General features: G+C 72.5%; 23 protein-coding genes. 7 read left to right on the forward strand and 16 right to left on the reverse strand.

Translation table 11 applies throughout. The annotated features are described in order from the left end of the window. Positions 1–20: 20 nt before the first annotated feature. Positions 21–743: a VOC family protein gene (locus K6T13_RS13325; protein WP_222895037.1), complete on the reverse strand. Its 723-nt coding sequence runs from the start codon at positions 741–743 to the stop codon at positions 21–23. 136 nt (positions 744–879) lie between these two features. On the opposite strand from K6T13_RS13325, the gene ku reads away from it, so the two are divergent. Then, positions 880–1,749, forward strand: a complete 870-nt coding sequence (gene ku / locus K6T13_RS13330; protein ID WP_222895038.1) for a non-homologous end joining protein Ku — start codon at positions 880–882, stop codon at positions 1,747–1,749. An 18-nt stretch (positions 1,750–1,767) separates the two neighbouring features. On the opposite strand, the gene K6T13_RS13335 is transcribed toward ku, so the two are convergent. The 6 genes from K6T13_RS13335 to K6T13_RS13360 all read right to left on the reverse strand — a co-directional run bounded on the left by K6T13_RS13335 (position 1,768) and on the right by K6T13_RS13360 (position 12,700). Continuing rightward, positions 1,768–3,204: a carboxyl transferase domain-containing protein gene (locus K6T13_RS13335; protein WP_222895039.1), complete on the reverse strand. Its 1,437-nt coding sequence runs from the start codon at positions 3,202–3,204 to the stop codon at positions 1,768–1,770. Beyond that, the gene (locus K6T13_RS13340; protein ID WP_222895040.1) at positions 3,201–4,376 is read right to left on the reverse strand and encodes a CaiB/BaiF CoA transferase family protein; all 1,176 of its coding nucleotides are present in this window, start codon (positions 4,374–4,376) and stop codon (positions 3,201–3,203) included. Before K6T13_RS13340 ends, K6T13_RS13335 begins: the two co-directional genes overlap by 4 nt. A gap of 89 nt (positions 4,377–4,465) precedes the next feature. Then, a complete protein-coding gene (locus K6T13_RS13345; protein ID WP_222895041.1) occupies positions 4,466–5,542 on the reverse strand; it encodes an ABC transporter permease in 1,077 nt (358 codons plus the stop codon). Then, positions 5,539–6,375, reverse strand: coding sequence for an ABC transporter ATP-binding protein (locus K6T13_RS13350; protein ID WP_222895042.1), 837 nt, complete (start codon positions 6,373–6,375; stop codon positions 5,539–5,541). Before K6T13_RS13350 ends, K6T13_RS13345 begins: the two co-directional genes overlap by 4 nt. A 61-nt stretch (positions 6,376–6,436) precedes the next feature. Continuing rightward, on the reverse strand, positions 6,437–7,852 hold the full coding sequence (locus K6T13_RS13355) for an amidase (RefSeq protein ID WP_222895043.1): 1,416 nt from the start codon (positions 7,850–7,852) through the stop codon (positions 6,437–6,439). A gap of 3 nt (positions 7,853–7,855) precedes the next feature. Beyond that, entirely contained in the window at positions 7,856–12,700 is a 4,845-nt protein-coding gene (locus K6T13_RS13360; RefSeq protein ID WP_222895044.1) for an NAD-glutamate dehydrogenase, read from the reverse strand. A 122-nt stretch (positions 12,701–12,822) separates the two neighbouring features. Here K6T13_RS13360 and K6T13_RS13365 point away from each other — a divergent pair, with 122 nt between their 5' ends. The 3 genes from K6T13_RS13365 to K6T13_RS13375 all read left to right on the forward strand — a co-directional run bounded on the left by K6T13_RS13365 (position 12,823) and on the right by K6T13_RS13375 (position 15,646). After that, a complete protein-coding gene (locus tag K6T13_RS13365) occupies positions 12,823–13,305 on the forward strand; it encodes a DUF2505 domain-containing protein (protein ID WP_222895045.1) in 483 nt (160 codons plus the stop codon). 67 nt (positions 13,306–13,372) lie between these two features. Then, the gene (locus tag K6T13_RS13370; protein WP_249423786.1) at positions 13,373–14,305 is read left to right on the forward strand and encodes a DMT family transporter; all 933 of its coding nucleotides are present in this window, start codon (positions 13,373–13,375) and stop codon (positions 14,303–14,305) included. A 141-nt stretch (positions 14,306–14,446) separates the two neighbouring features. Then, positions 14,447–15,646 carry an HNH endonuclease signature motif containing protein gene (locus K6T13_RS13375; protein WP_222895046.1) on the forward strand — a complete coding sequence of 400 codons (1,200 nt, stop codon included), beginning with the start codon at positions 14,447–14,449 and terminating at the stop codon, positions 15,644–15,646. A 38-nt stretch (positions 15,647–15,684) separates the two neighbouring features. Here K6T13_RS13375 and K6T13_RS13380 read toward each other — a convergent pair whose 3' ends face one another. The 4 genes from K6T13_RS13380 to K6T13_RS13395 form a co-directional block, all read right to left on the reverse strand. Beyond that, on the reverse strand, positions 15,685–15,867 hold the full coding sequence (locus K6T13_RS13380; protein WP_222895047.1) for a hypothetical protein: 183 nt from the start codon (positions 15,865–15,867) through the stop codon (positions 15,685–15,687). A 405-nt stretch (positions 15,868–16,272) separates the two neighbouring features. Next, positions 16,273–17,901: an L-glutamate gamma-semialdehyde dehydrogenase gene (pruA, locus tag K6T13_RS13385; RefSeq protein ID WP_222895048.1), complete on the reverse strand. Its 1,629-nt coding sequence runs from the start codon at positions 17,899–17,901 to the stop codon at positions 16,273–16,275. Between the two features lie 85 nt (positions 17,902–17,986). Further along, positions 17,987–18,328: a DUF6912 family protein gene (locus K6T13_RS13390; protein ID WP_222895049.1), complete on the reverse strand. Its 342-nt coding sequence runs from the start codon at positions 18,326–18,328 to the stop codon at positions 17,987–17,989. Beyond that, a complete protein-coding gene (locus K6T13_RS13395; protein WP_222895050.1) occupies positions 18,325–19,767 on the reverse strand; it encodes a WS/DGAT/MGAT family O-acyltransferase in 1,443 nt (480 codons plus the stop codon). The genes K6T13_RS13390 and K6T13_RS13395 overlap by 4 nt, the downstream gene beginning before the upstream one ends. Positions 19,768–19,897: 130 nt before the next feature. On the opposite strand from K6T13_RS13395, the gene K6T13_RS13400 reads away from it, so the two are divergent. Together K6T13_RS13400 and K6T13_RS13405 are read left to right on the forward strand one after the other, a co-directional pair. Next, positions 19,898–20,245: a hypothetical protein gene (locus tag K6T13_RS13400; protein ID WP_249423787.1), complete on the forward strand. Its 348-nt coding sequence runs from the start codon at positions 19,898–19,900 to the stop codon at positions 20,243–20,245. 1 nt (position 20,246) lies between these two features. Next, on the forward strand, positions 20,247–21,569 hold the full coding sequence (locus K6T13_RS13405; protein WP_222895052.1) for a hypothetical protein: 1,323 nt from the start codon (positions 20,247–20,249) through the stop codon (positions 21,567–21,569). Here K6T13_RS13405 and K6T13_RS13410 read toward each other — a convergent pair. Then, positions 21,548–22,741: a CpaE/TadZ family protein gene (locus K6T13_RS13410; protein ID WP_222895053.1), complete on the reverse strand. Its 1,194-nt coding sequence runs from the start codon at positions 22,739–22,741 to the stop codon at positions 21,548–21,550. The two genes, K6T13_RS13405 and K6T13_RS13410, sit on opposite strands and share 22 nt — an antisense overlap. Continuing rightward, positions 22,741–23,382, reverse strand: a complete 642-nt coding sequence (locus K6T13_RS13415; protein ID WP_222895054.1) for a hypothetical protein — start codon at positions 23,380–23,382, stop codon at positions 22,741–22,743. The genes K6T13_RS13410 and K6T13_RS13415 overlap by 1 nt, the downstream gene beginning before the upstream one ends. A gap of 101 nt (positions 23,383–23,483) precedes the next feature. Here K6T13_RS13415 and K6T13_RS13420 point away from each other — a divergent pair, with 101 nt between their 5' ends. Then, a complete protein-coding gene (locus tag K6T13_RS13420; RefSeq protein ID WP_222895055.1) occupies positions 23,484–23,750 on the forward strand; it encodes a helix-turn-helix domain-containing protein in 267 nt (88 codons plus the stop codon). Here K6T13_RS13420 and K6T13_RS13425 read toward each other — a convergent pair. The 3 genes from K6T13_RS13425 to sigE are packed head-to-tail and all read right to left on the reverse strand — an operon-like array spanning position 23,747 to position 26,156. Beyond that, complete coding sequence (locus K6T13_RS13425) at positions 23,747–25,051, reverse strand: S1C family serine protease (RefSeq protein WP_222895056.1); 1,305 nt, start codon at positions 25,049–25,051, stop codon at positions 23,747–23,749. The two genes, K6T13_RS13420 and K6T13_RS13425, sit on opposite strands and share 4 nt — an antisense overlap. A 32-nt stretch (positions 25,052–25,083) precedes the next feature. Continuing rightward, on the reverse strand, positions 25,084–25,542 hold the full coding sequence (locus K6T13_RS13430) for an anti-sigma factor (RefSeq protein ID WP_222895057.1): 459 nt from the start codon (positions 25,540–25,542) through the stop codon (positions 25,084–25,086). Further along, positions 25,539–26,156: an RNA polymerase sigma factor SigE gene (sigE, locus tag K6T13_RS13435; RefSeq protein WP_222895058.1), complete on the reverse strand. Its 618-nt coding sequence runs from the start codon at positions 26,154–26,156 to the stop codon at positions 25,539–25,541. Before sigE ends, K6T13_RS13430 begins: the two co-directional genes overlap by 4 nt. Positions 26,157–26,231: the final 75 nt, after the last annotated feature.

The following is a 26,231-nucleotide window of genomic DNA, read 5'->3' on the forward strand; positions in this document are numbered from 1 at the left end:
GCCATCATCGTGGGGAGGCGTCAGGCACGGGCGGGGAGCACGCAGAACTCGTTGCCCGAGGGGTCGGCGAAGAGCCGCCACGGGAGCTCGCCCCACTCGGGGTGGAACTGCTCGCGGCCGCCGCGCTCGGTGATGCCCGCCGCCACCACGTCGGCGTCGTCGCTCACCTCGAGCCGCACGTCGAGGTGGAGCCGGTTCTTCGCGGCCGCCTTGGGCTGAGGCTCGGGGCAGAGCTCGAGCAGCGGCCCGCGCCGGCTCGGGTGGCGCAGGCTCTGGTCGGCCACCCCCGGTGCGGCGGTCCAGCCGGTGAGCCACGACCAGAACTCTGCGTCGCGTTCCGGGTCGGCGGAGTCGAGCGGGAGGGCGGCGATGGGGCCGGTGTCGACGTAGGCCTCCCGCTCCTCCATCACGCAGAACGGATTGCCCTCCGGGTCGGCGAGCACCACCCACGGCACGTCGCCCTGCCCGATGTCGAGGTGGCTGGCGCCGAGCCCGAGGAGCCGCTCGACCTCCTCGGTCTGGCGCTCGCCGCCGAGGACGTCGACGTGGAGACGGACCGGCTCGCTCGGCGGGTTCGGCACCGGCTGGAAGCAGAGGTCGAGCACGGGGCCCTCGGGCACCGCCAGCCTGGTCTCGTAGATCCCCGGCTGGTCGGTCAGCACGTGGCCGCCGACGACCGCCTCCCAGAACCGGCCCAGCCGGCGGGGATCCGTCGCGTCGAAGACGAGGTTCTCCAGGAACACGCGGCAAGCGTAGGCCGCGCGCGCCGGGACACGCAGCGGCAGGCAGTGCGGGCAGGGTCGGGCAGGGGCGGGCGGGGGAGCGCCGTACGCCGTCTGCGGGACGACCTCGCGCGTCACACCCGGCTACCCTCGTCACATGCGTGCGATCTGGAAGGGCTCGGTGTCGTTCGGGCTGGTCAACGTGCCCGTCAAGCTCTACTCCGCCACCGAGTCCCACGACGTCTCCTTCCGCCAGGTGCACGCCAAGGACGGGGGGCGGATCAAGTACCAGCGGATCTGCTCGATCGACGGCGAGGAGGTGGCCTACGCCGACATCGCCAAGGGGTACGAGACCGAGGACGGCGAGATGGTCATCCTCACCGACGACGACATGGCCGACCTGCCCGTGACCTCCTCCCGTGAGATCGCGGTGGAGAAGTTCGTGCCGCGCGACCAGATCGACCCCATGCTGCTGGAGAAGTCCTACTACCTCGAGCCGGAGAAGACCGGCGCCAAGCCCTACGCGCTGCTGCGCCAGGCGCTGCTCGAGGCCGACCGGATGGCGGTGGTGACGGTGGCGCTGCGCCAGCGCACGACCGTGGCGGTGCTGCGGGTGAAGGACGACGTGATCGTGCTGCAGACGATGATGTGGCCCGACGAGATCCGCACCCCCGACTTCAGCGTCGAGGTCGGCGAGGTCAAGGACGCCGAGGTCACGATGGCCAACATGCTCGTGGAGACCCTCGCCGGTGACTTCGACGCCTCGGAGTTCGAGGACGACTACGCCGAGGCCGTCCAGGAGCTGGTCAAGGCCAAGATCGAGGGGGGCGAGATCAAGCGCACCCCGACGTCGACGAAGTCCTCCGGCGAGGTGGTCGACCTGCTGGCCGCGCTGCAGAAGTCGGTGGAGGCCGCCAAGACCGCCCGCGGCGAGGAGCCGGCCGAGGAGTCGGAGAAGAAGAAGCCGGCCAAGAAGACCACCAAGAAGTCGACGGCCAAGAAGGCCGCGAAGAAGAAGGCCAGCTGACCGCTGACCGAGTCGGCGCTACGGCGCCGGCGCGGTGAGGTCGCGGAGCTGTGCGGCGATCTCGGCCGCCACCGCGACGGCCAGGTCGGCGGCTGACTCGCCCGCGACCTCCGGGACGACGTGGTGGACGGTGCCGTCGGCGTGGAGGTCGGCAGCACGGACCCGCTGGCGGGTGGCCATCTCCGCGGCGTGCTCGGTGTCGCCGTGCACGATCACGCTCGCACCCTCGGGCGGCAGCGGCGAGAGCCACGCGTTCTCGGTCGCGATCACCCGCTGTGCGGGCAGCAGCGCGAGCGCCCCACCACCGCACCCCTGCCCCAGCAGCACCGAGACGGTCGGCACGGTCAGCGAGCTCAGCCGCGCCAGGCAGCGGGCGATCTCGCCGGCGATGGCACGCTCCTCCGCCCGCGGCGACAGCTCGGCGCCGGGGGTGTCGATGACCGCCACCAGCGGCAGCCCCAGCTCCTGGGCCAGCCGCATCCCGCGCCGGGCCTCACGGAGCGCGCCGGGACCCATGGCGTGGCTCGGCGTCTGGCGGCTGCGGTCCTGGCCGACCACGACGCACGGCTGCCCGTCGAGGCGCGTCAGCGCCACCAGCAGCGTGGAGTCGCGCTCGCCCTCGTCGGTGCCGCGCAGCTGGACGGTGCCGGTGGCGCCGTGGGCCAGGAGCTCGCGGATGCCCGCACGCTCCGGGGCCCGCGTCGCCTCGATCGAGTCCCAGGCCGCGACGTCCCCCACCTCGCGGGTGTCGGTACGCCGGGGCAGCCTGGCCGGCGTCGGCGGGTCGACGAGCACGCCGAGCGCGAGGTCGACCAGTGTCGGGAGCTCCTCGGCCGGCACCACCCCGTCGATGACCCCCGACGCGGCCAGGTTCTCCGCGGTCTGCACCCCGGGGCGGAACGGCCGGCCGTGCAGCGCTTCGTAGACCTTCGGCCCGAGGAACCCCACCAGCGCGCCCGGTTCGGCGACGGTGACGTGGCCCAGTGACCCCCACGAGGCGTAGACACCACCGGTGGTGGGGTGCCGCAGGTGCACCAGGTAGGGCAGCCCGGCCAACCGGTGCGCCATCAGCGCGCGGGAGATCTCGATCATGCGGACGAACGCCGGGGTGCCCTCCTGCATGCGCGTTCCGCCCGAGGCCGTGCTCGCCAGCACCGGCAGTCGCTCCCGTGTCGCGCGGTGGACGGCGGAGGTGATGCGGTCGGCGGCGGCCCGTCCGATGGACCCGGCCAGGAAGCCGAACTCGTTGGCCAGGACGCAGACCGGCCGGCCGCGGACCAGCCCCCGACCCGTCAGGACCGACTCGTCGGTGCCGGACCGCTCGGCCGCCTCCTCCAGCGCGGCCCGGTAGTCCGCGTCGTAGGCCGCCAGGTCGATCGGCTCGTCCCACGACTCGAAGGTGCCCGGGTCGAGCACCAGGTCGAGCAGCTCGCGGGCGGTCCAGCGGCGCGTCACTCCGGCGCCTCGAGCCACGCCCGGAGGTCGTCGGCGTGCTGGTCGAGCAGCGGGGGTGCCGCGTGGTCGCGCCGGGTCACCTCGGTGCCGTCGGGGTCGAAGAACCGCAGCGGTGGGCCCGGCAGGGACAGGGTGCCGAGGGTCGGGTGCTCCACGTCGACGAGCAGCCCCTGGCTCGCCACCTGGTCCCACGTGTAGACCTCGTCCAGCGTCCGGACCTTGCCGGCCGGGATGCCGAGCTCGGAGAGCCGCGCGAGCAGCGGCTCGGCGTCGTGGTCGGCGAAGGCCGCCTCGACCGTGGCGACCAGCTGCGGGTGGTGCGCCACCCGCTCGGCGTTGGTGGCCAGACCGTCGGCGGCCGGGTCGAGCCCGAAGCCGTCGCACAGCCGCCGCCACAGCCCCTCGCTGCCGACGGCGATCTGGACGGCTCCGTCGCGGCAGTGGAAGAGACCGTAGGGCGCGATGGCCGGGTGGTGGTTGCCCTGCGCCCGGCCGACCTGGCCGCCGACGGTCCAGCGGGTGCCCTGGAACGCGTGCACGCCGACGGTCGCGGCCAGCAGCGAGGTCCGGACGACCGAGCCGCGACCGGTGCGGTGGCGCTCGTGCAGCGCGGCGACGACGCCGTAGGCGCCGTACATCCCGGCGAGCAGGTCGGCCACCGGCACCCCTACCTTCTGCGGGTCCTCGGGTCCGGAGCCGGTCAGGGACATCAGCCCGGCCTCGCCCTGGGCGATCTGGTCGTAGCCGGCCCGGCCACCCTCGGGACCGTCGTGGCCGAACCCCGTGATCGACAGCACGACCAGTCGTGGGTTCCGCTGCTGCAGCTCCGCCACGCCCAGCCCCAGCCGCTCCAGCACACCGGTGCGGAAGTTCTCGACCAGCACGTCGGCGCGGTCGACGAGCTCCAGGAGGAGCGTCCGGTCCGCCTCCGCCTTGAGGTCCAGCGCGATGGACTCCTTGTTGCGGTTGGCGGACATGAAGTACGTCGACTGGCGCGGCTCGCCCACGAAGGGCGGTCCCCAGCCGCGGCTGTCGTCACCGTGGCCGGGCGCCTCCACCTTGATGACGCGGGCCCCGAGGTCGCCGAGCATCTGGGTCGCGTGCGGCCCCGCCAGGGCGCGCGAGAGGTCGACGACGACGACGTCGGCCAGCGGGCCGCGGTCCGGTGCCATGCGGGGTCCTTCCGTGCTGGCCGGCGGCCCGGTCCGTCGGCGGGTGGGTAGGGCCAGACTCTACGAGCCCGTCCCCCGTCGTCGGCGACTCAGTGGGTCTCCCACTGGAAGAGTCGCGCGGCCACGAGCGTCACGACCGTCGCGAACGCCGCCAGGACGGCCATCGGCACGAGCACGGCCGTCGGCCCCTCACCGCGGACCAGCACGTCCAGCATCCCCTCGTTGAGCCAGTGCAGCGGCAGCAGGTCGGCCACCGCCTGCAGCCATCCGGGGGCGCCGTCGAGGGGGAAGAACGAGCCGCTGAGGAAGGCCATCGGCAGCACCAGGAAGTTGGCCATGTTGACGGCACCCTCCACCGACTTCGCGACCGCCCCCGCGAGGAGGCCGACCGCCATGAAGCACAGGGTGCCGACCACGAGCAGCGGCACGCCCGCCCACCAGGAGCCGCCGAGCTGCAGCCCGAACACCGCCGTGCCGAGGCCCAGGAAGATCGCCATCTGCACCAGCGCGATGACGATCGTCACGGTCACCCGTGCGCCCACCACCGTGCCGGTCCGCACCGGAGCGAGCTGGAGTCGGCGGAGCAGCTTGCTCTGCCGCCAGCCCTGCAGCGTCGCGGCGGCGCCGAAGGCCGCGCTCATGGCGACCGCCCAGCCGAGCAGCCCGGGGGTGACGAACTGGATGGTGTCGAGGCTCTCGTCCTCCACGGCGTCGGTGCGCAGCGAGTACGCCGGCGGCTGCCCGGTCGCGGCGACGTTCGCGCCGTCGACGAACGCGCGGAGCGTCCCCTGCACCACCGCGGCCTTGACCTGGTCGGTCTGGGTGACGTGGGCGACCACCTCACCGTCCTCGCCCGTGACGGCCACGTCGACGTCACCCTCCCGCACCGCCTCGATCGCCGCACCGAGGTCGTCGTGCCGCTCGACCTCGAAGGTCTCCGCGAACGCCTCCTGCGCGCCCGGTGGGAGGTCCTCGAACAGGCTGACCTCGCCCACCTGGGCCATCGTGATCCGGCTCTGGGTCTGGTCGGCGAAGATGCCGCCGAAGAGGACGAGGAACATCAGCGGGAACACCAGCGCGAAGAAGACCGACGCCCGGTCGCGGTAGAAGCCGCGGACGATCGCCACCGAGAGCGACCAGAAGGCGGTGTGGCGACCTCGACTCATGCGCGGTACTCCCGCCCGGTCAGGGAGAGGAAGACGTCCTCGAGGGTGCCGGTGCGGACCGAGACGCCGTCGAGCTTCTGCTCCTGGGCCAGGCGCGCGAGCACCCGGGTGGGCTCCCGGGTCTCGACCGTCTCGCCGTCCGCGGTGGTGATGTGGGTCGGCGCGTCCAGTCCCTGCACCAGCCGTCGCGGCGTGTCGAGCTCCAGGATCCGGCCGTGGTCCATGATCGCCACGCGGTCGCAGAGCGCCTCCGCCTCGTCCATGTAGTGCGTCGTGAGCACCACCGTGCGGCCGCTGCGGTTGATGTCGGTCAGCAGGTCCCACAGGTTGCGACGCGCCTGCGGGTCCAGGGACGCCGTGGGCTCGTCGAGGAACACCAGCTCGGGATCGTGCACGAGCGCGCAGGCGATGGAGAGCCGCTGCGACTGGCCACCGGACAGGTCCTCGACGCGGGTGTCGGCCTTGTCGACCAGACCGACCTGCTCCAGCCACCGGTCGGCTTCGGCCACGGGGACGCCGTAGAGCGAGGCGAAGGTGTGGATCTGCTCGCGCGCCGTGAGCCGCTCGAAGAACGAGGACGCCTGCAGCTGCACCCCGATCCGCGGCAGCAGCCGGGGGTTGCGGGGCCACGGCGACTCCCCCAGCACCCGCACGCTGCCCGAGTCGGGTCTCCTCAACCCCTCGACCAGCTCGAGGGTCGTGGTCTTGCCCGCGCCGTTGGGACCCAGGATCCCGAAGAACTCGCCCTCGCCGACCTCGAAGCTGACGCCGTCGACGGCGCGCAGGCTTCCGTACGCGATGGTCAGCTCGCTGACCTCGATGGCCCCTCCCATGCGCCCACCCTGTCGTGCCCGGGCTGCACCCCTCAAGGACCGGTCTGCGGGTGTCGTGCCCTCACCGCGGCTGAGCCGGGGCCAGCAGCGGCCACGGGTCGGCTGCCTCGAGCTGGGCGGACAGGCTCAGCAGCCGCTCCTCCCCGTCGGTCGGGCCCACGAGCTGCACCGCGAGGGGCAACTGGTCGACGCCGATCCCGCGCGGCACCGAGGCGGCGGGGTTGCCCGCCACGTTCCACAGCGCGGCGTAGGCGATGGCCGGCAGGGACCTCAGCGCCGCACCGGCCGGCGTCCTCGCCCCCACCAGGACGCCCGTCGTGGGCGGCCGGTGCGCCGTGACGGGGGTGAGCAGGACGTCCACGCGGTCGAAGACCCGGTTGGCCTTCTCCGACACCGTCTCGGTCATCCGCATCGCCTTGTCGAGCACCCGGGGCGTCACCCAGGAGCCGAGGCGGTAGGTCTGGCGCGTCCGCCGCTCGAGTCGTTCGTAGTGCTCGACCGCCTCGGCCTCCGCGCGGATGCCCCCGAAGAACTGGGGCACGAAGGCCGCTGTCGGGTCGGGGTAGCCGGGGTCGACCTCCACGACGTCGTGCCCGAGCTCGGCCAGCAGCCGGACGGTGTCGGCCACCGCCTGGACGTGCTGCGGATCGGGCCTCACCCCCGGCGTGACGGGCCGTGTCGTCCAGCCGATGCGCAGCCGTCCGGGCTCGCGCCGTGCGGCCGCCACGAACGACCCCGTCCTCCCGGCGCGGTGGAGGTCGGTGTCGGTCGAGCCGCGGATGACGTCGTAGACCACGGCACTGTCGAGGACCGAGCGGGCCAGCGGACCGACCGTGCCGAGCGACCACCACAGGTGGGGGTGGGGCGCCGTCGTGACACGGCCGCGCTGCGGCTTGAGGCCGAAGAGCCCGCAGCAGGCGCTGGGGATCCTGATCGAGCCGCCACCGTCGCCGCCGAGACCCACCGGCACCATGCCGGAGGAGACCGCCACCGCCGTACCGCCGCTGGAGCCGCCCGGCGTGCGCGTGCGGTCCCACGGGTTGCGGGTGATCCCGCGGTCGTCGGACTCGGTGTAGGGCCAGGCCCCGAACTCGGGCATCGTGGTCTTGCCGACGACGACGGCACCTGCCTCGCGCAGCCGGCGCACCACCTCGCCGTCCTCGGCCACGGGCCGGCTGTTGCCGCGCCCCCCGAAGGTGGTCACGCAGCCGGCGACGTCGAGCTCCTCCTTGATCGCCACGGGTACGCCGTGGAGCGGGCCGGGCTCGGCCCCGTCGACCAGGGCGGCGTCGCGCGCGGCCGCCTCGGCCGTGGCCGACCGCTCGAGGACCACGGAGAACGCGTTGAGGTCATGGTCCCGTTCGGCGATCCGGGCCAGCGCGGCAGCGGTCACCTCGCGCGCGCTCGCCCGGCCGCTCGCGATCCGCCGCGCGGTCTCGGCGGCGCCGGGTTCGTGCCCGGGGTCGGTGTCGCCCACGCCTCAGCCCTGGAGCAGTCCGCGCACGACGCGCAGACCGACCGAGAGCCGGGCGAGATCGGCGTCCTCCTCGGAGCAGATCTCCTGCAGGGTGGCCGTGGCCCGGGTGATCCCGACCTCGTCGGCGTCCTCCCAGCTCGTGATCCGTGCGGCAGCCGACTCGTCGGCCGACGTCGCCTCGAGCACCCGCGCCGTGAGCTGGGTGTGCACGGCGTGCAGGTCGTCCCGGATCGCCGCGCGGGCCATCGTCTGCCACCGGTCCTCGCGCGGCAGCGCGAAGATCTGCTGCATCAGCAACGGCAGGCCGAGCCGCTCCCCGAGCGCGAAGTGCACCTTGGCCACGTCGGCGGGATCCAGACCGTCCCGGGTGGCGGTCTCGACGACGCCGAGCAGCGCGATCGCGGGGTCGAGTCCGGCCACGCGTGTGGCCAGCTCCTCCGGCACGCCGTGCTGGACGAGCGCGTCGCGACGGGCCAGCAGGCTGTCGAGCTCGCGCCCGGACATCAGCTCCGGGAGCCGCCCCATCAGCGCCTGGACCGGCCCGCTGAAGTGGTCGACCGTCGCCTGGCTGTCGAGGGGTGCACGACGGTTGTTGACCAGCCACCGGGAGGCGCGCTCGACGAGCGTCCGCATCTGGATCCGCATCCGGGTCTGGACCTGCGCGTCCAGCTTGTTGTCCCAGCGCTGGAGCTCGTCACGCAGCGGCAGCGAGCCGAAGATCTCGCGCGCCACGAAGTTGGCCCGGGTGAGCTCGGCGGCGCTGGCCCCCGTCTCCTCGGCCAGGCGGGGCACGTAGGTCATGCCGGCGCCGTTGACGAGGTCGTTGACGACCTGGGTCACGATGATCTCGCGACGCAGCGGGTGCTCGGCGACCTGATCGGGGAAGCCCTCCTGCACCGGGTGCGGGAAGTACGCCCGCAGGTCGATGTCGAGGTAGGGGTCGTCGGGCAGGTCCGAGGCGAGCAGCTCGTCGGCCAGCACGATCTTGGTGAAGGACATCAGCACCGACAGCTCCGGCACCGTGAGCGCCTCGCCGCGCTCGAGCCGTCGCCGCACCTGCCGGCTCGTCGGCAGCGCCTCGAGCTCGCGGTTGAGGACCCCCTGACGCTCCAGCCGCTTCATCCAGTCCTCGTGGACGTGCAGCAGCGAGGGCGCGTGGGCGACGGCGTTGGCCAGCGCGAGGTTCTGCTCGTAGTTGTCGCGGAGCACCAGGTCGGCGACCTCGTCGGTCATCTCCGCCAGCAGGGTGTTGCGCCGCTCCTCGGTGAGGTCGCCGGCGGCGACGACGCGGTCGAGCAGGATCTTGATGTTGACCTCGTGGTCGGAGGTGTCGACGCCGGCCGAGTTGTCGATGAAGTCGGTGTTGATGCGACCCTCGCGGGCGGCGTACTCGATCCGGCCACGCTGGGTCAGCCCGAGGTTGCCGCCCTCGCCGACGCACGCGACCCGCAGGTCGCGGCCGTCGACGCGGATGGCGTCGTTGGCCTTGTCGCCGGCGTCGGCGTGGCTCTCGTCGGAGGACTTGACGTAGGTTCCGATGCCGCCGTTCCAGAGCAGGTCGACCGGGGCGAGCAGGATCGCCCTCATCAGCTCGGCCGGCGTCAGCTTGGTGACGTCGTCCTCGAGCCCCAGGGCCTCCCGGGCCTGGGCGCTGATCGGCACCGACTTGACCGACCGCGACCAGACGCCGCCACCCTCGGAGATCAGGTCGGTGTCGTAGTCCTGCCAGCTGGAGCGCGGCAGGTCGAAGAGCCGCTTGCGCTCGGCGTACGACGTGGCCGCGTCGGGGTCGGGGTCCAGGAAGATGTCGCGGTGGTCGAAGGCGGCCACCAGCCGGATGTGCTCGGAGCAGAGCATGCCGTTGCCGAACACGTCACCGGACATGTCGCCGATGCCGACGGCGGTGAAGTCCTCGGTCTGGCAGTCGATGCCCCGCTCGCGGAAGTGCCGCTGGACCGAGACCCAGGCGCCGCGGGCGGTGATGCCCATGGCCTTGTGGTCGTAGCCGACCGAGCCGCCGGAGGCGAAGGCGTCGCCGAGCCAGAAGCCGTAGTCCTGGGCGACGCCGTTGGCGATGTCGGAGAAGGTGGCCGTGCCCTTGTCGGCGGCGACCACCAGGTAGGAGTCGTCGCCGTCGTGGCGGACCACGCGCTCCGGCGGCACGTTCTCGCCGTCGACGAGGTTGTCGGTGATGTCGAGCAGACCGGAGATGAACGTCTTGTAGCAGGCCACGCCCTCGGCCAGCCACGCCTCGCGGTCGCCCGGGTCGGGCAGCTGCTTGCAGTAGAAGCCGCCCTTGGCGCCGACCGGCACGATGACGGTGTTCTTGACCATCTGCGCCTTGACCAGGCCCAGGACCTCGGTGCGGAAGTCGTCGCGCCGGTCCGACCAGCGCAGGCCACCGCGGGCGACCGCGCCGAAGCGGAGGTGCACGCCCTCGACCCGGGGTGAGTAGACGTAGATCTCGTAGGAGGGGCGCGGCTCGGGCAGCTCGGGGATCGCCGAGGGCTCGAGCTTGAAGGACATGTAGGGGTGGGGCGACCCGGCGTCGTCCTGCTGGAAGTAGTTGGTGCGCAGCGTGGCCTTGATGTGCGTGAGGTAGAAGCGCAGGATCCGGTCGTGGTCGAGGCTCACGACGTCGTCGAGGGCCCGCTGGAGCTTCTCCTCCAGCGCCTCCGTCCGTGAGGTCCGCGCCTCCGCGTCGGCGGGGAGGCCGTTGCGGCCGGGGTCGAACCGGGTCTCGAAGAGGCGCACCAGGAGCAGGGTGATGTCGACGTTGCCGATCACCGCCTCCTCGATCGTGTCCTGGGCGAAGGGGCTGTTGCCCTGCCGCATGTACTTCGCGTACGCGCGGAGCAGGGTCGCCTGCCGCCAGGTCAGGTCGCCCTCGAGGACCAGCCGGTTGAAGCCGTCGATCTCGTTGCGACCGTCCCAGACCGCGCGCAGCGCCTCCCCGAAGCGTTCCGGGTCGTCGCCCTCGACGGGCTCGCGGTAGCGCAGCCCGAACTCGTAGATGAAGGTGGGACGGTCGAGGCCGTCGAGCTGGTAGGGGCGCTCGTCGACGACCTCGACCCCCATGGAGGAGATCATCGGCAGCAGCTCGGACAGCGACAGGTGGTGACCGGTGCGGAACACCTTGAGCCGTCCCTCGAGCGGCTGGCCGCCCGACTTGGGGTAGAGACGCAGGTCGATCCCTTCGTCACCGAGCTCCTCGAGCAGCGCGATGTCGGCGGCGGCGATGGCCGGAGGGAAGTCCTCCTTGTAGGCCTCGGGGAAGGAGCCGACGTACTGCTGGGCGAGGTCGGCGCCGCGGTCGTCGCCGAACTCCCCCATCGCCGCGACCATGAAGTCCTCGCGCCAGGAGCGGGAGACCTCGGCGAGCCGCCGCTCGAGCTCGGCGGTGTCGACGTCGCGGATCCCCTGGCCCTTCGGGGGGTGCACGACGAAGTGGACGTTGGCCGTGGTCGACTCACCCATCCGGACCGAGAACTCGACCGTCTCGCCGCCGAACTCGGTCTTGAGGATCTCGGCGAACTTCTCCCGGACGCTGGTGTTGTAGCGGTCGCGCGGCAGGTAGACCAGAGCGGAGACGTAGCGGTCGTAGGCGTCCTTGCGGAGGAACACCTTGAGCTGACGGCGCTCGCGCGCGTGCATGACCGCGACCGCCACCGGTGCCAGGTCGTCGATCGGGGTCTGGAACAGCTCGTCGCGGGGGAAGTTCTCGAGCGTGTCGAGGAGCGCCTTGCCGGCGTGGCTGCGGGAGTCGAAGCCAGCGCGCTTCTGGACCTCGCGGGCCTTGTCGCGCAGCAGCGGGATCCGGAGGACCGACTCGGTGTAGGCGGCGCTGGAGAAGAGCCCCAGGAAGCGGCGCTCCCCCACGACCTCGCCGGACTCGTCGAACGTCTTGACCCCGACGTAGTCCAGGTAGGCCGGCCGGTGCACGGTCGCGCGGGAGTTGGCCTTGGCCAGCACCAGCAGCGTCCTCTCGTGTGCCTTCGCCTTCACCGCAGGTGGCAGCTTGCCGAACGAGGTGGACATGTCCTGGTCGAAGCGGAGGATCCCCAGGCCGGTGCCGGGCACGGCTCGCAGCACCTCGTCCTCGCCGTCGCTCTCGAGGCGGTACTCCCGGTAGCCCAGGAACGTGAAGTGGTCCTGGGCCAGCCAGCGGAGCAGGTCCTGACCCTGTGCGACCTCGTCACCGTCGAGCGGGGTCGGGTTTTCCTCGAGCTCGTCGACGATCTGCAGCGCGGTGGCGTGCATCTTCGACCAGTCCTCCACCGCCACCCGCACGTCGGTGAGGACGCGCTGGAGCGCGCCCTCGAGGGCCTGGGCCTCCTCGGCGGTGCGCACCCGCGAGATCTCGACCTGCATCCACGACTCGCGGATCGCCCCCTCGGCGACGGCCACCGAGCCGTCCTCGACACCGGTGACGGAGCGAAGCTCCCCGGTGATGTCACGCATCACGTCCATCTGGGGGTGGATGACCACGCGGACGTCGTAGTCCTGCTGGGTGAGCTCCATGGTCAGCGAGTCGACGAGGAAGGGCATGTCGTCGGTGACCACCTGGACGACCGAGTGGCCGGCCGCCGACCACCCCTGGTCCTGGCCGGGTGTCAGCACCCGGACCTGGGCGGTCCCCTGCGGCCGCGTACGGGCCAGCTCGAGATGGGAGTCGAGGGCGCCGTAGAGGTCCTCGACGCTCCGCTCGCAGACGTCCTCGGCCGCGACGTTGCGGTAGTAGGCACGCACCAGCGGACCGGCACCCTGGCCGTCACCGGCCTCGTGGTCTGGCTGCTCAGCGGCCTCGCTCAGCAGTGCGAACTTCTCCTCGTCGAGCGTCGTTGCCACGTCCCCGACACTAGGACTCCCCTCCCCCTCCGACAACACGGGGTGGGCACGCGCCGCGGGCCGTGTCCCGGAGGTCCGCCATGATGGCCCCGCGGACGTCGCGACACAGAGGAGATCACCGGATGGCCAAGCGGATCGTGCACGAGCTCACCTACGACGCACCCCTGTCGGAGGTTGCCGCGATGCTGGCGGACCCGGCGTTCAGGCGCGAAGTCTGTGACTACCAGGCCGTGCTGCGGTCCGAGGTGACCATCGAGGAGACCGACGCCGGCCTCGAGGTGCGGATCGACCAGGTGCAGGCGGCCACCGGCATCCCGGCCTTCGCGGCGAAGTTCGTCGGCGAGGAGATCCAGATCGTCCAGTCCGAGACCTGGACGAGTCGCGAGCACGCCGACATCGAGGTCACCATCCCGGGCAAGCCGGGCGACATGGTCGGTACGGCCACGCTGAGCGAGTCGGACGGCACGACCACCGAGACGGTCGACCTGACCGTCAAGGTCGGCATCCCCCTGGTCGGCGGCAAGCTCGAGGGACTGATCAGCGACCTGCTGGTCAAGGCACTGAGGGCCGAGAACGCCGTCGGCCGGAAGTGGCTCGCACGCTAGGAGCGGGTCTCCGTCCGACCCCCGGCACGCACCGCCAGCAGGCCGGGCCCCGTGCCACACTCGCGCAGTGCTCCGACCTGCCGGCATCGCGTTCGTGGTGCTCGGCGTGGTCTGGGGCAGCAACTTCATCTTCATGAAGTGGGCGTCCGAGAGCATCTCCGCCGGCCAGATCACGCTGCTCCGGGTCGTCTTCGGCTTCGTCCCGGTACTCGCCTACGCACTCCTCCGCAGGGCGTTCGCCTGGTGGCACCTGCGCCACCTCCACCACTTCGTCGTGATGTCCGTCCTGGCGACGTCCCTCTACTACTACGCCTTCGCAGCCGGGACGTCGGTGCTGCCGTCGGGGATCGCCGGGGCACTCAGCGGCGCCATCCCGCTGTTCACCTTCCTGGCCGCCGCCATCTTCCTGCGCAGCGAGCACGTGACTCCGCGACGCTTCCTGGGCGTGGTCGTCGGGTTCGGCGGCGTCCTGCTGATCGCACGGCCGTGGGAGGCAGCCGGCGTGGTCGACCCTCTCGGCGTGCTCTTCATGCTCCTGGGCTCCGCCAGCGTGGGGGCGTCCTTCGTCTATGCGAAGCGCTTCGTCTCCCCGTTGCGGATCGCTCCGGCTGCACTCACGACCTACCAGATCGGCCTGGCGCTGCCGACGCTGCTGGTGGCCACCGACCTGCAGGGGATCGCGGCCCTGTCGGAGGACCCTCGTGCGCTGCTCGGCGTGGTGGTGGGCCTGGGCCTGCTCGGCACGGGCGTCGCCTACATCCTCTACTACGTGATCGTGGACATCCTGGGTGCGGTGACGGCGTCGAGCTCCACCTACATCCCTCCCGTCGTCGCGTTGGCGATCGGCTGGTGGCTCGTCGGGGAGCCGCTGGGTCTCCTGGACGCGGGAGCCGTGGCGCTGATCCTCCTCGGCGTGGCCGTGCTCCGCTGGGGCCAACGAGCGTCGCGGTCCGGGTCTGCCACGGTGGCCGAGGCGACGGAACGCGGCACCCCGGCCTGACGCCAGCCCCAGCGAGACCTGGCGCAGCGGCCCGGCCGCGATGGGCCAACAGGTGTCCACAGGCGGGGCTTCGGTCACGCTCGTGCACACCCTCGGCGGCGGGCATGGCTCTCGATCACGTGTTCGAATAGCGTGGTTGGTATGTCACTGGTCGTCGAGCTCGCGCCTCCTCCACCCGGTCATCCGGCCGCGGTGGCCGCGGCGGTGCACGAGGCCCTTGACCACGTGGACGCCGACGGCGTGCCCGCCGACCAGCTCGCCGCGACGGTCGCGGAGTGGGAGCGGGCGCTGCACCGGATGGCGGCGATCAAGCTCCGGTTGCTCGCGGCCGCGGAGCGGTCCACCGTGGCCGAGGATGCACGGTGCGCCTCGACCGGTGCGTGGTTGTCCCGGCAGACCCGGACCGGCACCGCCGCGGCCGCCCGGGAGGTCTCGACTGAGCACGCCGCCGTGATCGCGCAGGCCGCCTCCCGCCTGCCCCGCCACCTCACCGGTGACCAGCGCGCCCGCGTGGAAGACCGTCTGGTCGAGCAGGCCCGCCGGGTCGACCCGACTCAGCTGCGCCGCCTGGCCCGCCGCGCGCTGGCCGCCGTCGAACCCGACCCCGCCACCGTGGACGCCCACGAGGACGCCCAGCTGGTCGAGGAGGAGTCCGCCGCGGTGGCGAAGACCCGGCTGACGCTGCACGACAACGGCGACGGCACCCTGTCCGGCCACTTCACCGTCCCCCTGCTCGCGGGGTCGATCCTGCGGAAGGTCCTCGACTCCCTCACCGCGCCACGCCGCGGGCGGCTCGGTGCCACCACCGCCCAAGCCGGCGACCAGACTCGTGACCGCGACTGGGCCCACGAGCGGGGACTGGCGTTCACGCAGCTGCTGGAGCACCTGCCCACCGACCGGCTCCACGGCAAGGTCGCCGCCACCGTCGTGGTCACCCTCGACGCGGACAGCCTCACCGACCGGCTCAAGGCCGCCGGCCTCGACACCGGCGACCTGGTCTCCGCCGGGCAGGCGCGCCGCTTGGCCTGCCAGGCCGGACTCGTGCCCGCAGTTCTGAACGGTGCGTCCCAGCCGCTCGACCTCGGCCGCAGCCAACGCCTCTTCACCGAAGCCCAACGCGTCGCCGGCGCCACCCGACACACCAGCTGCGCCGCCGATGGGTGCGACGTGCCCTACGCCTGGACCGAGCTCCACCACGCCACCCCGTGGAGCCGAGGCGGCCGCACCGACCTCGGCGACATGGTCCCGCTGTGCGGCTTCCACCACAGGCGGATCCACGACCCCGGCCACCTCCACCGCCGTCTGCCTGACGGATCGATCAGGTTCAACCGCCGGACGTAGGACGAGCTCGTCCCCGTGCCAGACTGGCCACTGCGAGGTCAGCGGTCGACGGGCTCCTCCGACGCGTGACTGACGTCGTCGGGCTGCCCGGACGCGTCCGACGCTTCCTCGCGCCGGCGGCGCCAGATCACGATCCCCAGCGCCACGAAGGGCCCGAACGCCAGCACCAGCGTCAGCGCCTGTTCGTAGGGGTGCAGGGCACCGAGGTGGAGCGGGGTCACCACTCCATCCTCGCACCGGCCGGACATCCCGAGGACGCGGCCGTTCGACAACGGAGAGCGGATCGAGACGGGCGGGCAGGTCTAGACAACCGGGGGACGGAGCGTGACCCACGCCACGTCGCCTCGTTCCACCGGGCAAGCGGGACGGTGGGTCCCGCCAGATCGAGAGGGTGCCCCGTCGATGCGCTTCGCCGAACCGGCCGCCTGAACCGGAACGGCAACAACCGGGCCGGCCGCCTGAACCGGCCCGGAGGTCAGTAGGTCCCCCCCAGCTGACCGGCGCAGAGACACCGCGACCCGCTCGGATCCCCTCGGTCCGAGCGGGTCGTGTCGAGAGACACTGCCGATCGACGGAGCGAGCCGCCCGGACCGCGAGGGGTCCGGGCGGCTCGTCGTCTCGGGGACTCAGTCCATGTACGGGTAGCGGTGGTCGGTCGGCGGCACGAAGTTCTCCTTGATGGCCCGGGTGCTGGTCCAGCGCATCAGGTTCTGCATGGCGCCGGCCTTGTCGTTGGTGCCGCTGGCCCGGGCGCCACCGAAGGGCTGCTGACCGACCACGGCGCCGGTCGGCTTGTCGTTGACGTAGAAGTTGCCGGCGGCATAGCGCAGCGTCTCGCTCGCCCAGGCGACCGCAGCGCGGTCCTGGGCGATGATCGCGCCGGTCAGGGCGTACGGCGCGAACGACTCCATCTGGTGCACGACCTTCTCGAAGCGGTCGTCGTCGTAGACGTAGACCGCCAGGATCGGTCCGAAGTACTCCTCGGAGAACATCTGGTCGGTCGGGTCGGTCGACTGGACGATGGTGGGCCGCACGAAGTAGCCGACCGAGTCGTCGAGCTGACCACCGGCGAGCACGGTGAGGTGCTTGTTGGCCCGCACCCGCCCCAGCGCCTTCTTGTGCTTGGCGAACGCACGGTCGTCGATCACGGCGCCCATGAAGTTGGACAGGTCGGTGACGTCGCCCATGCCGAGTCCGTCGGTGTCGGCGACGAGCTGGTCCTTCATCTTGTTCCACACCGACTTGGCGACGTAGGCCCGTGAGGCGGCCGAGCACTTCTGGCCCTGGAACTCGAAGGCGCCACGGATCATCGCCACCCGGGCGACGTCGGGGTCGGCACTCGGGTGGACGACGATGAAGTCCTTGCCACCGGTCTCCCCGACGATCCGCGGGTAGGAGCGGTAGCTGGTGAGGTTCTCGCCGACGGTGCGCCAGAGGTACTGGAAGGTGGGCGTCGAGCCGGTGAAGTGGATGCCGGCGAGGTCGGGGTGGTTGAGCGCGACGTTGGACACCTCGATGCCGTCGCCGGGCAGCATGTTGATGACGCCCGGGGGCATGCCGGCCTCCTCGAGCAGCTCCATCGTCAGCGAGGCGGCGTGCTGCTGGGTCGGCGAGGGCTTCCAGATCACGGTGTTGCCCATCAGCGCCGGGGCCGTCGGCAGGTTGCCGGCGATGGCGGTGAAGTTGAACGGCGTGATCGCGTAGACGAAGCCCTCGAGCGGACGGTGGTCCATCCGGTTCCACACGCCGGGGCTGTTGGCGATCGGCTGCTCGGCGTGGATCTGTTTGGCGTAGTGGACGTTGAACCGCCAGAAGTCGATCAGCTCGCAGGCCGCGTCGATCTCGGCCTGGAACGCCGTCTTGGACTGGCCGAGCATCGTCGCGGCGTTGAGGCGCTGTCGCCACGGGCCGGCGAGCAGGTCGGCAGCCTTGAGGATGATCGCGCACTTGTCGTCGAAGGGCAGGCGCTGCCAGTCCGGCGCGGCGTCACGAGCCGCCTTGATCGCCGCCTCGGCGTCCTTCGCCGTGGAGTTCTTCAGGGTGCCCAGCACGTGCTGGTGGTCGTGGGGCTGGACGACGGGGATCTCCACCCCGCCACCACTGCGCTTCCGACCGTTGATGACGGCGCGATAGGTGTGCTGACGGCGCTCCTGGCGGGCGAGCTCCTCCACGAGGGTCTCCCGCTCGGGCGTACCGGGTGCGTAGGTCAGGTTCGGCTCGTTCACCGGAGCCGGCGTCGTGGTGATGGCGTCCATGTTCCGACCCTAGCCGGGCCCGACGGAGGAGGGCACGGCGTGGGGCGAGAGGTTGAGCAAGCCCGCGGCCCGGAGCCTGCGAGTCTCAGATCAGGTCCGGGATCTCCTGGGTCGCGTACCAGCCGAGGTCCTGGTGCGGATCGGCGTCGCCGGACCGGTCCTCGGTGTCACAGTGCACGGCGACCACCTTGTCGAGGGGGACCTCGAGGAGCAGCTCACCGTGACCCACCTCGGCGACCACGACCACCCGGCGACCACCGTCCGGCTGCATGCCGGCCGAGGTCACGGCCGCCTCCATCAGCGCGTGGTACTCGATGTCCTCGTCCTCGCGGGACGCCACCACCCGGTCCGCGACGGCGGGCACCGCCCCGGCAGCGTGCCACTCCGCCAGCAGGGCGATCGTCGCGGGGACGTAGACCCGGGTCATCGCTTGCCCGGCTGCTTGCGCCTGCCCCTCGGCGCCCGGGACCGCGCCCCCGAGACGGTGTCGAGCAGCTCGTCGAGTGCCTCTGTCAGGCACTGACCCAGGAGGTCGGCGTCGGGCAGCAGGTCGCGGTCGGCGGTGATGCCATAGAAGACGGCCCCGTCGTAGGAGGTCACGCCCACCGCGAGCGCGTGCCCGGGCAGCAGCGGATGGACCGGGTAGGTCTCCACCATCCGCGCCCCCGCCGCGTGCAGCGGTGACTGCGGACCCGGCACGTTGGTCACGTTGAGCTGGAAGCCCCGGCGCAGCTCCTCGGCTGCGACGCGCGAGCCGATCGCGTGGAAGGTCGCCGGCGCGAACCCCGCGATCCCGGCCAGGCGGTTGGCCGCCACCCCGCGCCCCGTCTCGCGGTGGGTCTGGAAGGAGTAGGACACCTGGTGGAGGCGCATCACCGCGCTCGGCTCGCCCACGGGCAGCTCGACGAGGTGCGCGGCGATCTGGCTGCCGAGCGACGTGGCCTCGAGCTCGTCGTCGATGACCGAGACCGGAGCCACGGCTCGCACCTTCCGCATGCCCCCCAGCGACTCGGCACGGGTCATCAGCCAGCTGCGCAGGGCGCCGGCGACCGTGGCGAGGATGACGTCGTTGACGGTCCCGCCATGGGCGTCGCGGACCCGCCGGTGGTCGACGAGGTCGGTGCGGACGGTCACCACCCGGCGCTGCTGGCTGAGCTGGCCGGTGATCGGCGACTCCGGAGCCGGTCGTCGGTTGGCGAGCGCCTCCGCGACCCGGCCGGCGCGGTGGGCGACCTCGCCGACCGCCCGGACCAGGGACGCGCCGTTGCTGCGGGCGGTGTCGAGCACGAGGCCGGGTGTGGCGGTCGAGTCGCGCACGGCCTCCGCCATGAGCGACAGCGGGGACGGGCGGCCGCCGGGACGCCACTCGTCACCACCCAGCGACTTCGGCTGGTTGCTCACGTCGAGGAGGACCTGGCCGAGGTCGACCGTCACCACCCCGTCGACCAGCACCAGGTGCGACTTCGACAGCACCGCGACGCGGCCGTCCGCCAGACCCTCGACGAAGTAGACCTCCCACAGGGGCCGGGAGCGGTCGAGGGGCCGCGAGACGATCCGCGCCACCAGCTCGCGCAGCTGGTCCATCGAGCCGGGCCGCGGCAGCGCCGAGCGGCGTACGTGGAAGGCGAGGTCGAAGTCGGAGTCGTCGACCCAGGTGGGGTTGGCGAGCCGACCGGGGACCGCCTGGAGCCGCTTGCGGTAGCGGGGGACGAACGAGATCCGGTCGGCGATCAGCTCGAGCAGCCGGTCGTGGTCGAAGGCCGAGTCCCCGGGGTCGAAGATCTCGACCGTGGCGTTGTGCATGGGGCTGGTCGGGCTCTCCAGCGCCAGGAGCGCGAGGTCACGAGGGCGCAGCCGCTGGCTCATGCATGCTCCTCCTGTCCCGGGGCGGCCGGGGTTGTCGAACCCCGGATCGGTGCACGTGGGATTCTGGCAGAGCAGGCGACACCTCTGGTGTCCGGTCCGCGAACGTGAGAGGAATGCCGACGTGCGACGAGTGGCACTACTGGTGACGGTCCTGGCGACCCTGCTGGCGCTGTCCGGCTGCGGGTCGGACGAGCCCGCGGAGGGCTCGGGTGGCTCCGGCGACACCATCGAGCTCGACTTCCAGGGCGATGACGCACCACCGGTCGAGCGGGTGGAGATGAAGCCGGGCCAGGAGATCGAGCTCGTCATCACCTCCGACGAGCCCGGCGAGCTCCACGTGCACTCCGCGCCGGAGGAGCAGACCATCGACTACACCGCCGGCACCACCACGGTGACCCTCTCGATCGACCAGCCCGGCGTCGTCGACGTCGAGCGCCACGACCCTGAGCAGCTGGTGCTCCAGCTCGAAGTCGGCTGAGGTGACCGAGGAGCGGACGCTCGCCCACGGGCTGGGCGGGCAGCAGGACCTGCCCATCCCGGCGGAGCTGGCGATCGCGGGTGCCGTGGCGGCGCTCGTGGTGTCGTTCACGGTGCTGGCCGTGGCCTGGCGCAAGCCCCGCTACGACGCGACGACGAGCGGCCGACCGGCACCGGACTGGCTGGCGCGGCTCGTCGACCACCCGGCGTACGCCATCGCGCTGCGGGCAATCGGGGTGCTGTTCCTCGGCTGGTTCGGCCTCGCCGCCATCTTCGGACGTGACCTCCTCACCAACCCGGTCTTCGGGATGTTCTACGTGTGGTGGTGGGTCGGTCTGGTGCCGCTGTCGGTGCTCCTCGGCCCGGTGTGGAGGGCGATCAGCCCGGTCCGCACGATCAACGACGTCTTCGCCCGCCTCTCCGGCAGCGACCCTGCACGCGGCCTCTACCGCTACCCCACCTGGCTCGGCCACTGGCCGGCGGCCCTCGGGCTCTTCTCGTTCGTCTGGATGGAGCTGGTCTACCCCTTCGGCACCGAGCTGGGCCCGGTGCGGCTCTGGGTGGCCGTGTACGTCGCCGCGATGCTGGTGGGCGGCGCGCTGTTCGGCACCACCTTCTTCGAGCGAGCCGACCCCTTCGAGGTCTACTCGTCGCTCTGCGCCAAGCTCTCGCCGTGGGGACGCCGCGAGGGCCGGCTCGTGGTCCGGAGCCCGCTGGCCAACCTCGACACGCTCGAGCCGCAGCCCGGCATCGTCGCCGTGGTCGGCGTGCTGCTCGGCAGCACCGCTTTCGACTCGTTCCGCGACTCCCTGGCCTGGATCCGCTTCACCCAGGACACGTCGGTCTCGACGTACCTGCTCAACAACCTGGCGCTCCTGGCCTTCTGTGCCGCGGTGGCACTCATCATCGCGGGGGCCAGCGTCGCCACGCGGGTGGAGGCGGCAGGGCGGTGGGAGCTGCCCGGGTTGCTGGCGCACTCGGTGGTGCCGATCATCGTCGGCTACATCGTCGCCCACTACGTGAACTACCTGCTCGAGGTCGGCTGGGACACCCTCGTGCTGGCAAGCGACCCGCTCGGGACGGGCGCCGACTGGCTCGGCACGGCCGACCTCGACCGGATCACCTGGCTCTCCTACAACCCGACCCTGCTGGCCTCGATCAAGGTGCTGGCGGTGGTGGTCGGCCACGTCGTCGCCGTCGTGGCGGCGCACGACCGGTCCATCAAGGTGCTCCCGGAGAAGCACCAGCTCACCGGGCAGCTGCCGATGCTGTTCGCGATGATCTCCTTCACCGTCGGCGGGCTCTACCTGCTGTTCGCCGCCTGAGGTGCGAGGTCGGCCGCCAGCCGCGCGATCGCGCGCCCGAGAGCGGAGTCGCCGCCCTCGACCAGGGTGCGTCCGGCCACGAGGGCACGGTCGACCGCGACCCGGTCGTCAGGCAAGAAGCGGAGGTCGGCGGAGCCGACGACTCCGCGCAGCATGCCGGCGATGTCCTGCTCGGCCCAGCCCAGCGTGGGCCGCATCCGGTTGACGACCACGCGTACGCCGGCGGCGCCGGTCAGCTCGCGGAGGTCGGCGAGACCACGGGCCAGCCGCGACAGGCCCACCGGGTCGGCGCTGCCGACCACGACCACGTCGTCGGCCGCCTCCAGGGCCGCGAGCGTCATCGTGTTGCGGTCCGGTCGCGGGGCCTCGACGACGGCGTCGCGCTCGAGGCTGAAGCCGGTGTCGACGACGACCGAGCCGTGGCCCGCGGCGACCTCGAGCAGCTGCTCCACCACACCGGGGCGCACCTCCACCCAGCGGTCGGGGCGTGGCAAGCCGGTCACGACGCTGAGCCGGTGGTCGAGGGAGCGCTGCACGGAGCCGAAGCGCTCCGGCAGCTTGCCGGCCCCGCTCGCGCGGGCGGCCGCGAGGATGCCCGCCACCTCGTCGACGATCCCGAGCTGCTGCGCCACCGCGCCGCCGTACGGATCGGCATCCACGAGCACCGTCCGCCGCTCACGGGCCAGCTCGGCAGCCAGCCCCACGGCGAGGGTGGTGCGGCCGGGCGCCCCGGCCGGGCCCCACACCACGACCACCCTGCCGGGCTGCCGCGGCGGGTCGGCAGCAGGCTCGTCGAGGGCGACGACGTCCTCGACCTCCTCCCCCGCGGCGACCACCTCGGCGAGCTGGTCGAGCTCGTCGTCGGCCACGACGGCCCGGATCCCGATCCGGGTCGCCCGTGTCGCGGCACCGTCACCGGCCGGCCCGGCGGGGCGTACCGCCACCACCCGGACCCCGTGGCCGCGCAGGTGGTCGACGGCACCGCGGTCCAGGCCCGGCGCGTCGACCGCCACGACCGCGACCTCGGCCTGCCCGGAGGCCGCCGTCGCCAGCAGCTCGGCAACGTCCATGCACCGCCTGAGCACGACCACGTCGGCACGGTCGGCCAGCCGCCCCAGCGCCGTGGACTCCCAGGCCGCGCCGGCGGCCAGCACCAGGGTGACGACCACCATCAGCCCCGGCTCGCGACGGTGACCACGGGGCTGTCCAGCCCGGAGATCAGGGCGAACCAGCGGTCTGCCTGACGCTCCTCGACGTTGACCACGAGCTGACGCGTCCCGGTGAGCTCGTCGCGTGCCGGCGCCGCCGCGACGGTCACGTCCGCCAGCGCGGGCCCGGCGCACCCCGAGCACCGGCCGGCAGCGCTGACGTAGACGTTGACCACGGCGCCCACCTCGACCCCGGGCGGCACCAGCGCGGGCTCGACCGCCAGCGGGAGGGCCAGCAGGCCGGTCTGTTGCACGGCGCCGATCGCGGTCCGGGGCACCAGCTCGCCGGCCCCGACCTCGCGGAGCAGGTGGGTGTCGGCTGGCAGCGCCTCGTCGGCCGGGAGGTAGCGGGCGAGGTCGTCGGCGGCCACGAACCGGACCCGACGCGAGGTCAGGTCGTCGCCGGTCAGCTCGTGGCCGGCGGCCAGGTCGTCGGCGGCTGCCCACACCGCGACCGAGTCGTCGGCGGCAGCGAGCAGCCGGGCACCCGCGACGACGGACACGGCCACCAGGGCGACACCGATCCAGAGCCGTGGGTCACGCCACCCCGGCCGGACGGCCCTGGTGGCAGGCGGAGGCGTGGCGAGATCCCCGAGAACACTCACGGGCTCATCATGACCCGCCACGGCCACGGCGGCCATCCCGTCCTCCACAGCAGGGCGAGGCGGCGTACCGCCCCCGGGGAGGCGGGTGCCACCATGGGCCCATGCCCGGCAACCCCCGCTTCCTGACCCTCGCCGACGTGGCCGAGGTGCTCAACACCTCCAGCGCCCAGGTCTACGCCCTGGTGCGGCGGGGCGAGCTGCCCGCCATCAAGATCGGCGGGCGCGGCCAGTGGCGGGTCGAGGCCGCCCGGCTGGAGGAGTTCATCGCGCAGATGTACGACCAGACCCGGGATTTCGTCGACCGGCACCCGTTCGTCGAGCCCGACGGCAAGCCCGCCGACGGACCTGGCGACGGGCCCGGTCGCTAGCCGACCTCGGCGTCGAGGGTGACCTCGATGACTTGGCGATCACCGTCGCGCACCAGCGTGAACTCGATGGTCTCCCCGGGCTGGTAGGACCGGATCGCCACGATCAGCGCGATGCCGTCCGTGACCCGCAGCCCGTTGACCTCGGTGATCACGTCGCCCTGGCGCAGCCCGGCCGACTCCGCCGGGGTGCCGGGCATGACCTCGTCGACCAGGGCTCCCGCCCCGTCGTCCTCACCGCCGGTCTCGACCCGGGCGCCGATGACGGGGTAGCGCGCCTCACCGGTCCGCAGGATCTGGTCGGCGGTGATCCGCACCTGCTCGATCGGGATCGCGAACCCGACCCCGATGTTGCCGCGGCTGCTCGCGAAGCCACCGGTGGTGGCGATGGCGCTGTTGACGCCGACGACCTGGCCGCGCAGGTTGACCAGCGGGCCACCCGAGTTGCCGGGGTTGATCGCCGCGTCGGTCTGCACCGCGTTGATGTAGGACGCCTCGTTCGTGGAGTCACCGGCGGTCACCGGCCGGTTGAGGGCGCTGACGATGCCCGAGGTGACGGTCGAGCTCAGGCCCAGCGGGGACCCGAAGGCGACGACGGGCTCGCCGACGCTCAGCCGCTGCGACGCTCCCAGGGCGGCCGGCGGGAGGCGGCGCACGCGGCCGGAGTAGAGCACGGCGAGGTCGTAGACGGGGCTGCGCCCCACGACCCTGGCGTTGTAGCGGTTGCCGGCGCGGTCGACCACCTTGATCGTGCCGTCGTCGGCGGCCGCAGCCACGACGTGGTTGTTGGTGATGATGTGCCCCTGCCGGTCCAGGACGAAGCCGGACCCGGTGGCGCTCCCGTCCTCGCCCCCGCTGTCGGCGAGGACCTGGACGGTGCTGGGCAGCATCTCGTCGGCCACCTTGACCACCGACCGGTTGTCGGCGCCCAGCGGCACCGACTCGTTGGTGTCGACGCCGTCCAGACCCTCGCGGACGAAGCCTGGTCCTTCCTGCAGCGGCCAGGCGCCCACGAGTGCCGCACCGATGGCGCCTCCGAGCAGTCCCACCAGCAGCGCGAGGCCGGCAACGCCCGGCCAGAGCCAGCGCGTGGGACGCGAACGGGCGGTCGGTGCCGGCCCCGGGGGCCACGGTGAGGGGGATGGTCCCCAGCCGGTGCCGGGGGGTTGCCAGGCCGAGGACCGGGACGGTTCGGACGGCGGCAACCACGACTGGCCGGTCGACGGCGCGTGGCCGGCGGGCGGGATCGGCTGTGTCGGCTCGCTCGACCCGGCCGCGTCGGGGCCCTCCTCGTGCTCGCTCACCGCACCATTCTCACCGACGGCCGGTGACGTGCCTAACGGCCGGGCTGCGCCGAGGACGGCCGGAGGACCGGTCCGGGCACGCTCGTCGGCAACTGACGCGACCCGTCGGCACCCCCGAGATTGGTCACCGGAGCCCGCCGGTCGGGGCCGGGCTGGTCGGGCTGACCGAGCCCCAGGGCGAGCACGCCGAGGACCGCCACACCCGCGGCGGAACCCCCCAGCGCGGCGATTCCGACCCGGCGCGGCCGGGCTGACGGAGCGGGCGCGGCGGGGAACGGCGTACTCCCGAGCAGGGAGCCCTTGAGCCGGTCGGGAGCGCCCACCGCGTCGCCGGACAGGTGGGAGAGGCGCGTCTTGACCCATCCCTCGCGCTCGACGGCGTCGCGGCACAGGTGACAGACGTGCACGTGGGCCCAGGCGCGCTCCGACTCGGCGGGCGAGAGCTGCCCGTCGAGCAGTGCGGAGACACGGGAGCCGAGGTGACCCATCACGGCCGGCCCTCCGTCCTCGTCTCCGGCCTGACCTCGGGCCCGGTTGCGCGCCCGGCCACGGGAACCACCACGGGGCCTGAGTAGCGCAGCCGGCCCGGCTCGGGGGCGCGGTGCGACAGCGCGCGGCGCAGCATCGCCCGGCCGCGGTGGATGCGCGAGCGCACGGTGCCGAGCTTGGCGCCCAGGATGTCGGCGATCTCCTCGTAGGACAGCCCCTCCACGTCGCAGAGGACCACCGCCGCCCGGAAGTCGGGAGGCAGGGTCGCCAGCGCCCCCTCGACGTCGTCGTCGAACATCCGGTCCGCCAGCGCGGTGTCGGGGGCCGGGGAGGCGCTGCGGAGCGTGCTGGCGCGCTCGTCGGTCAGGGCGTCGAAGCGGATCCGCTGCCGGCGCCGAGCCTGGTCGAGGAAGAGGTTGGTGGTGATCCGGTGCAGCCAGCCCTCGAAGGTGCCGGGCGTGTAGGTGTCGAGGCTCCGGAAGACCCGGACGAACACCTCCTGCGTCAGGTCCTCCGCGTCGTGACGGTTGCCGGTGAGCCGCCAGGCGAGACGGTAGACCCGGTCGGAGTGGCGCTCGACGATCTGGTCCCACGTCGGAACCGGGTCGGTGCTCATCGGGGACTCCTGGGGTGACGTCCGGCTGGACAGCGGCTGACCTCTCTCACGCTAGTGGACCCGGCTGAGAGGACC

This window comes from Nocardioides coralli, assembly GCF_019880385.1.
In the GTDB taxonomy this organism is placed as follows: Bacteria; Actinomycetota; Actinomycetes; order Propionibacteriales; family Nocardioidaceae; genus Nocardioides; species Nocardioides coralli.

Excerpts from the sequence above, each read along its gene's own strand:
- ku (WP_222895038.1), top strand. The coding sequence starts at position 880 with ATGCGTGCGATCTGGAAGGGCTCGGTGTCGTTCGGGCTGGTCAACGTG.
- K6T13_RS13340 (WP_222895040.1), bottom strand. The coding sequence starts at position 4,376 with ATGGCACCGGACCGCGGCCCGCTGGCCGACGTCGTCGTCGTCGACCTC.
- K6T13_RS13345 (WP_222895041.1), bottom strand. The coding sequence starts at position 5,542 with ATGAGTCGAGGTCGCCACACCGCCTTCTGGTCGCTCTCGGTGGCGATC.
- K6T13_RS13350 (WP_222895042.1), bottom strand. The coding sequence starts at position 6,375 with ATGGGAGGGGCCATCGAGGTCAGCGAGCTGACCATCGCGTACGGAAGC.
- K6T13_RS13365 (WP_222895045.1), top strand. The coding sequence starts at position 12,823 with ATGGCCAAGCGGATCGTGCACGAGCTCACCTACGACGCACCCCTGTCG.
- K6T13_RS13375 (WP_222895046.1), top strand. The coding sequence starts at position 14,447 with ATGTCACTGGTCGTCGAGCTCGCGCCTCCTCCACCCGGTCATCCGGCC.
- pruA (WP_222895048.1), bottom strand. The coding sequence starts at position 17,901 with ATGGACGCCATCACCACGACGCCGGCTCCGGTGAACGAGCCGAACCTG.
- K6T13_RS13390 (WP_222895049.1), bottom strand. The coding sequence starts at position 18,328 with ATGACCCGGGTCTACGTCCCCGCGACGATCGCCCTGCTGGCGGAGTGG.
- K6T13_RS13395 (WP_222895050.1), bottom strand. The coding sequence starts at position 19,767 with ATGAGCCAGCGGCTGCGCCCTCGTGACCTCGCGCTCCTGGCGCTGGAG.
- K6T13_RS13410 (WP_222895053.1), bottom strand. The coding sequence starts at position 22,741 with ATGGTGGTCGTCACCCTGGTGCTGGCCGCCGGCGCGGCCTGGGAGTCC.
- K6T13_RS13420 (WP_222895055.1), top strand. The coding sequence starts at position 23,484 with ATGCCCGGCAACCCCCGCTTCCTGACCCTCGCCGACGTGGCCGAGGTG.
- sigE (WP_222895058.1), bottom strand. The coding sequence starts at position 26,156 with ATGAGCACCGACCCGGTTCCGACGTGGGACCAGATCGTCGAGCGCCAC.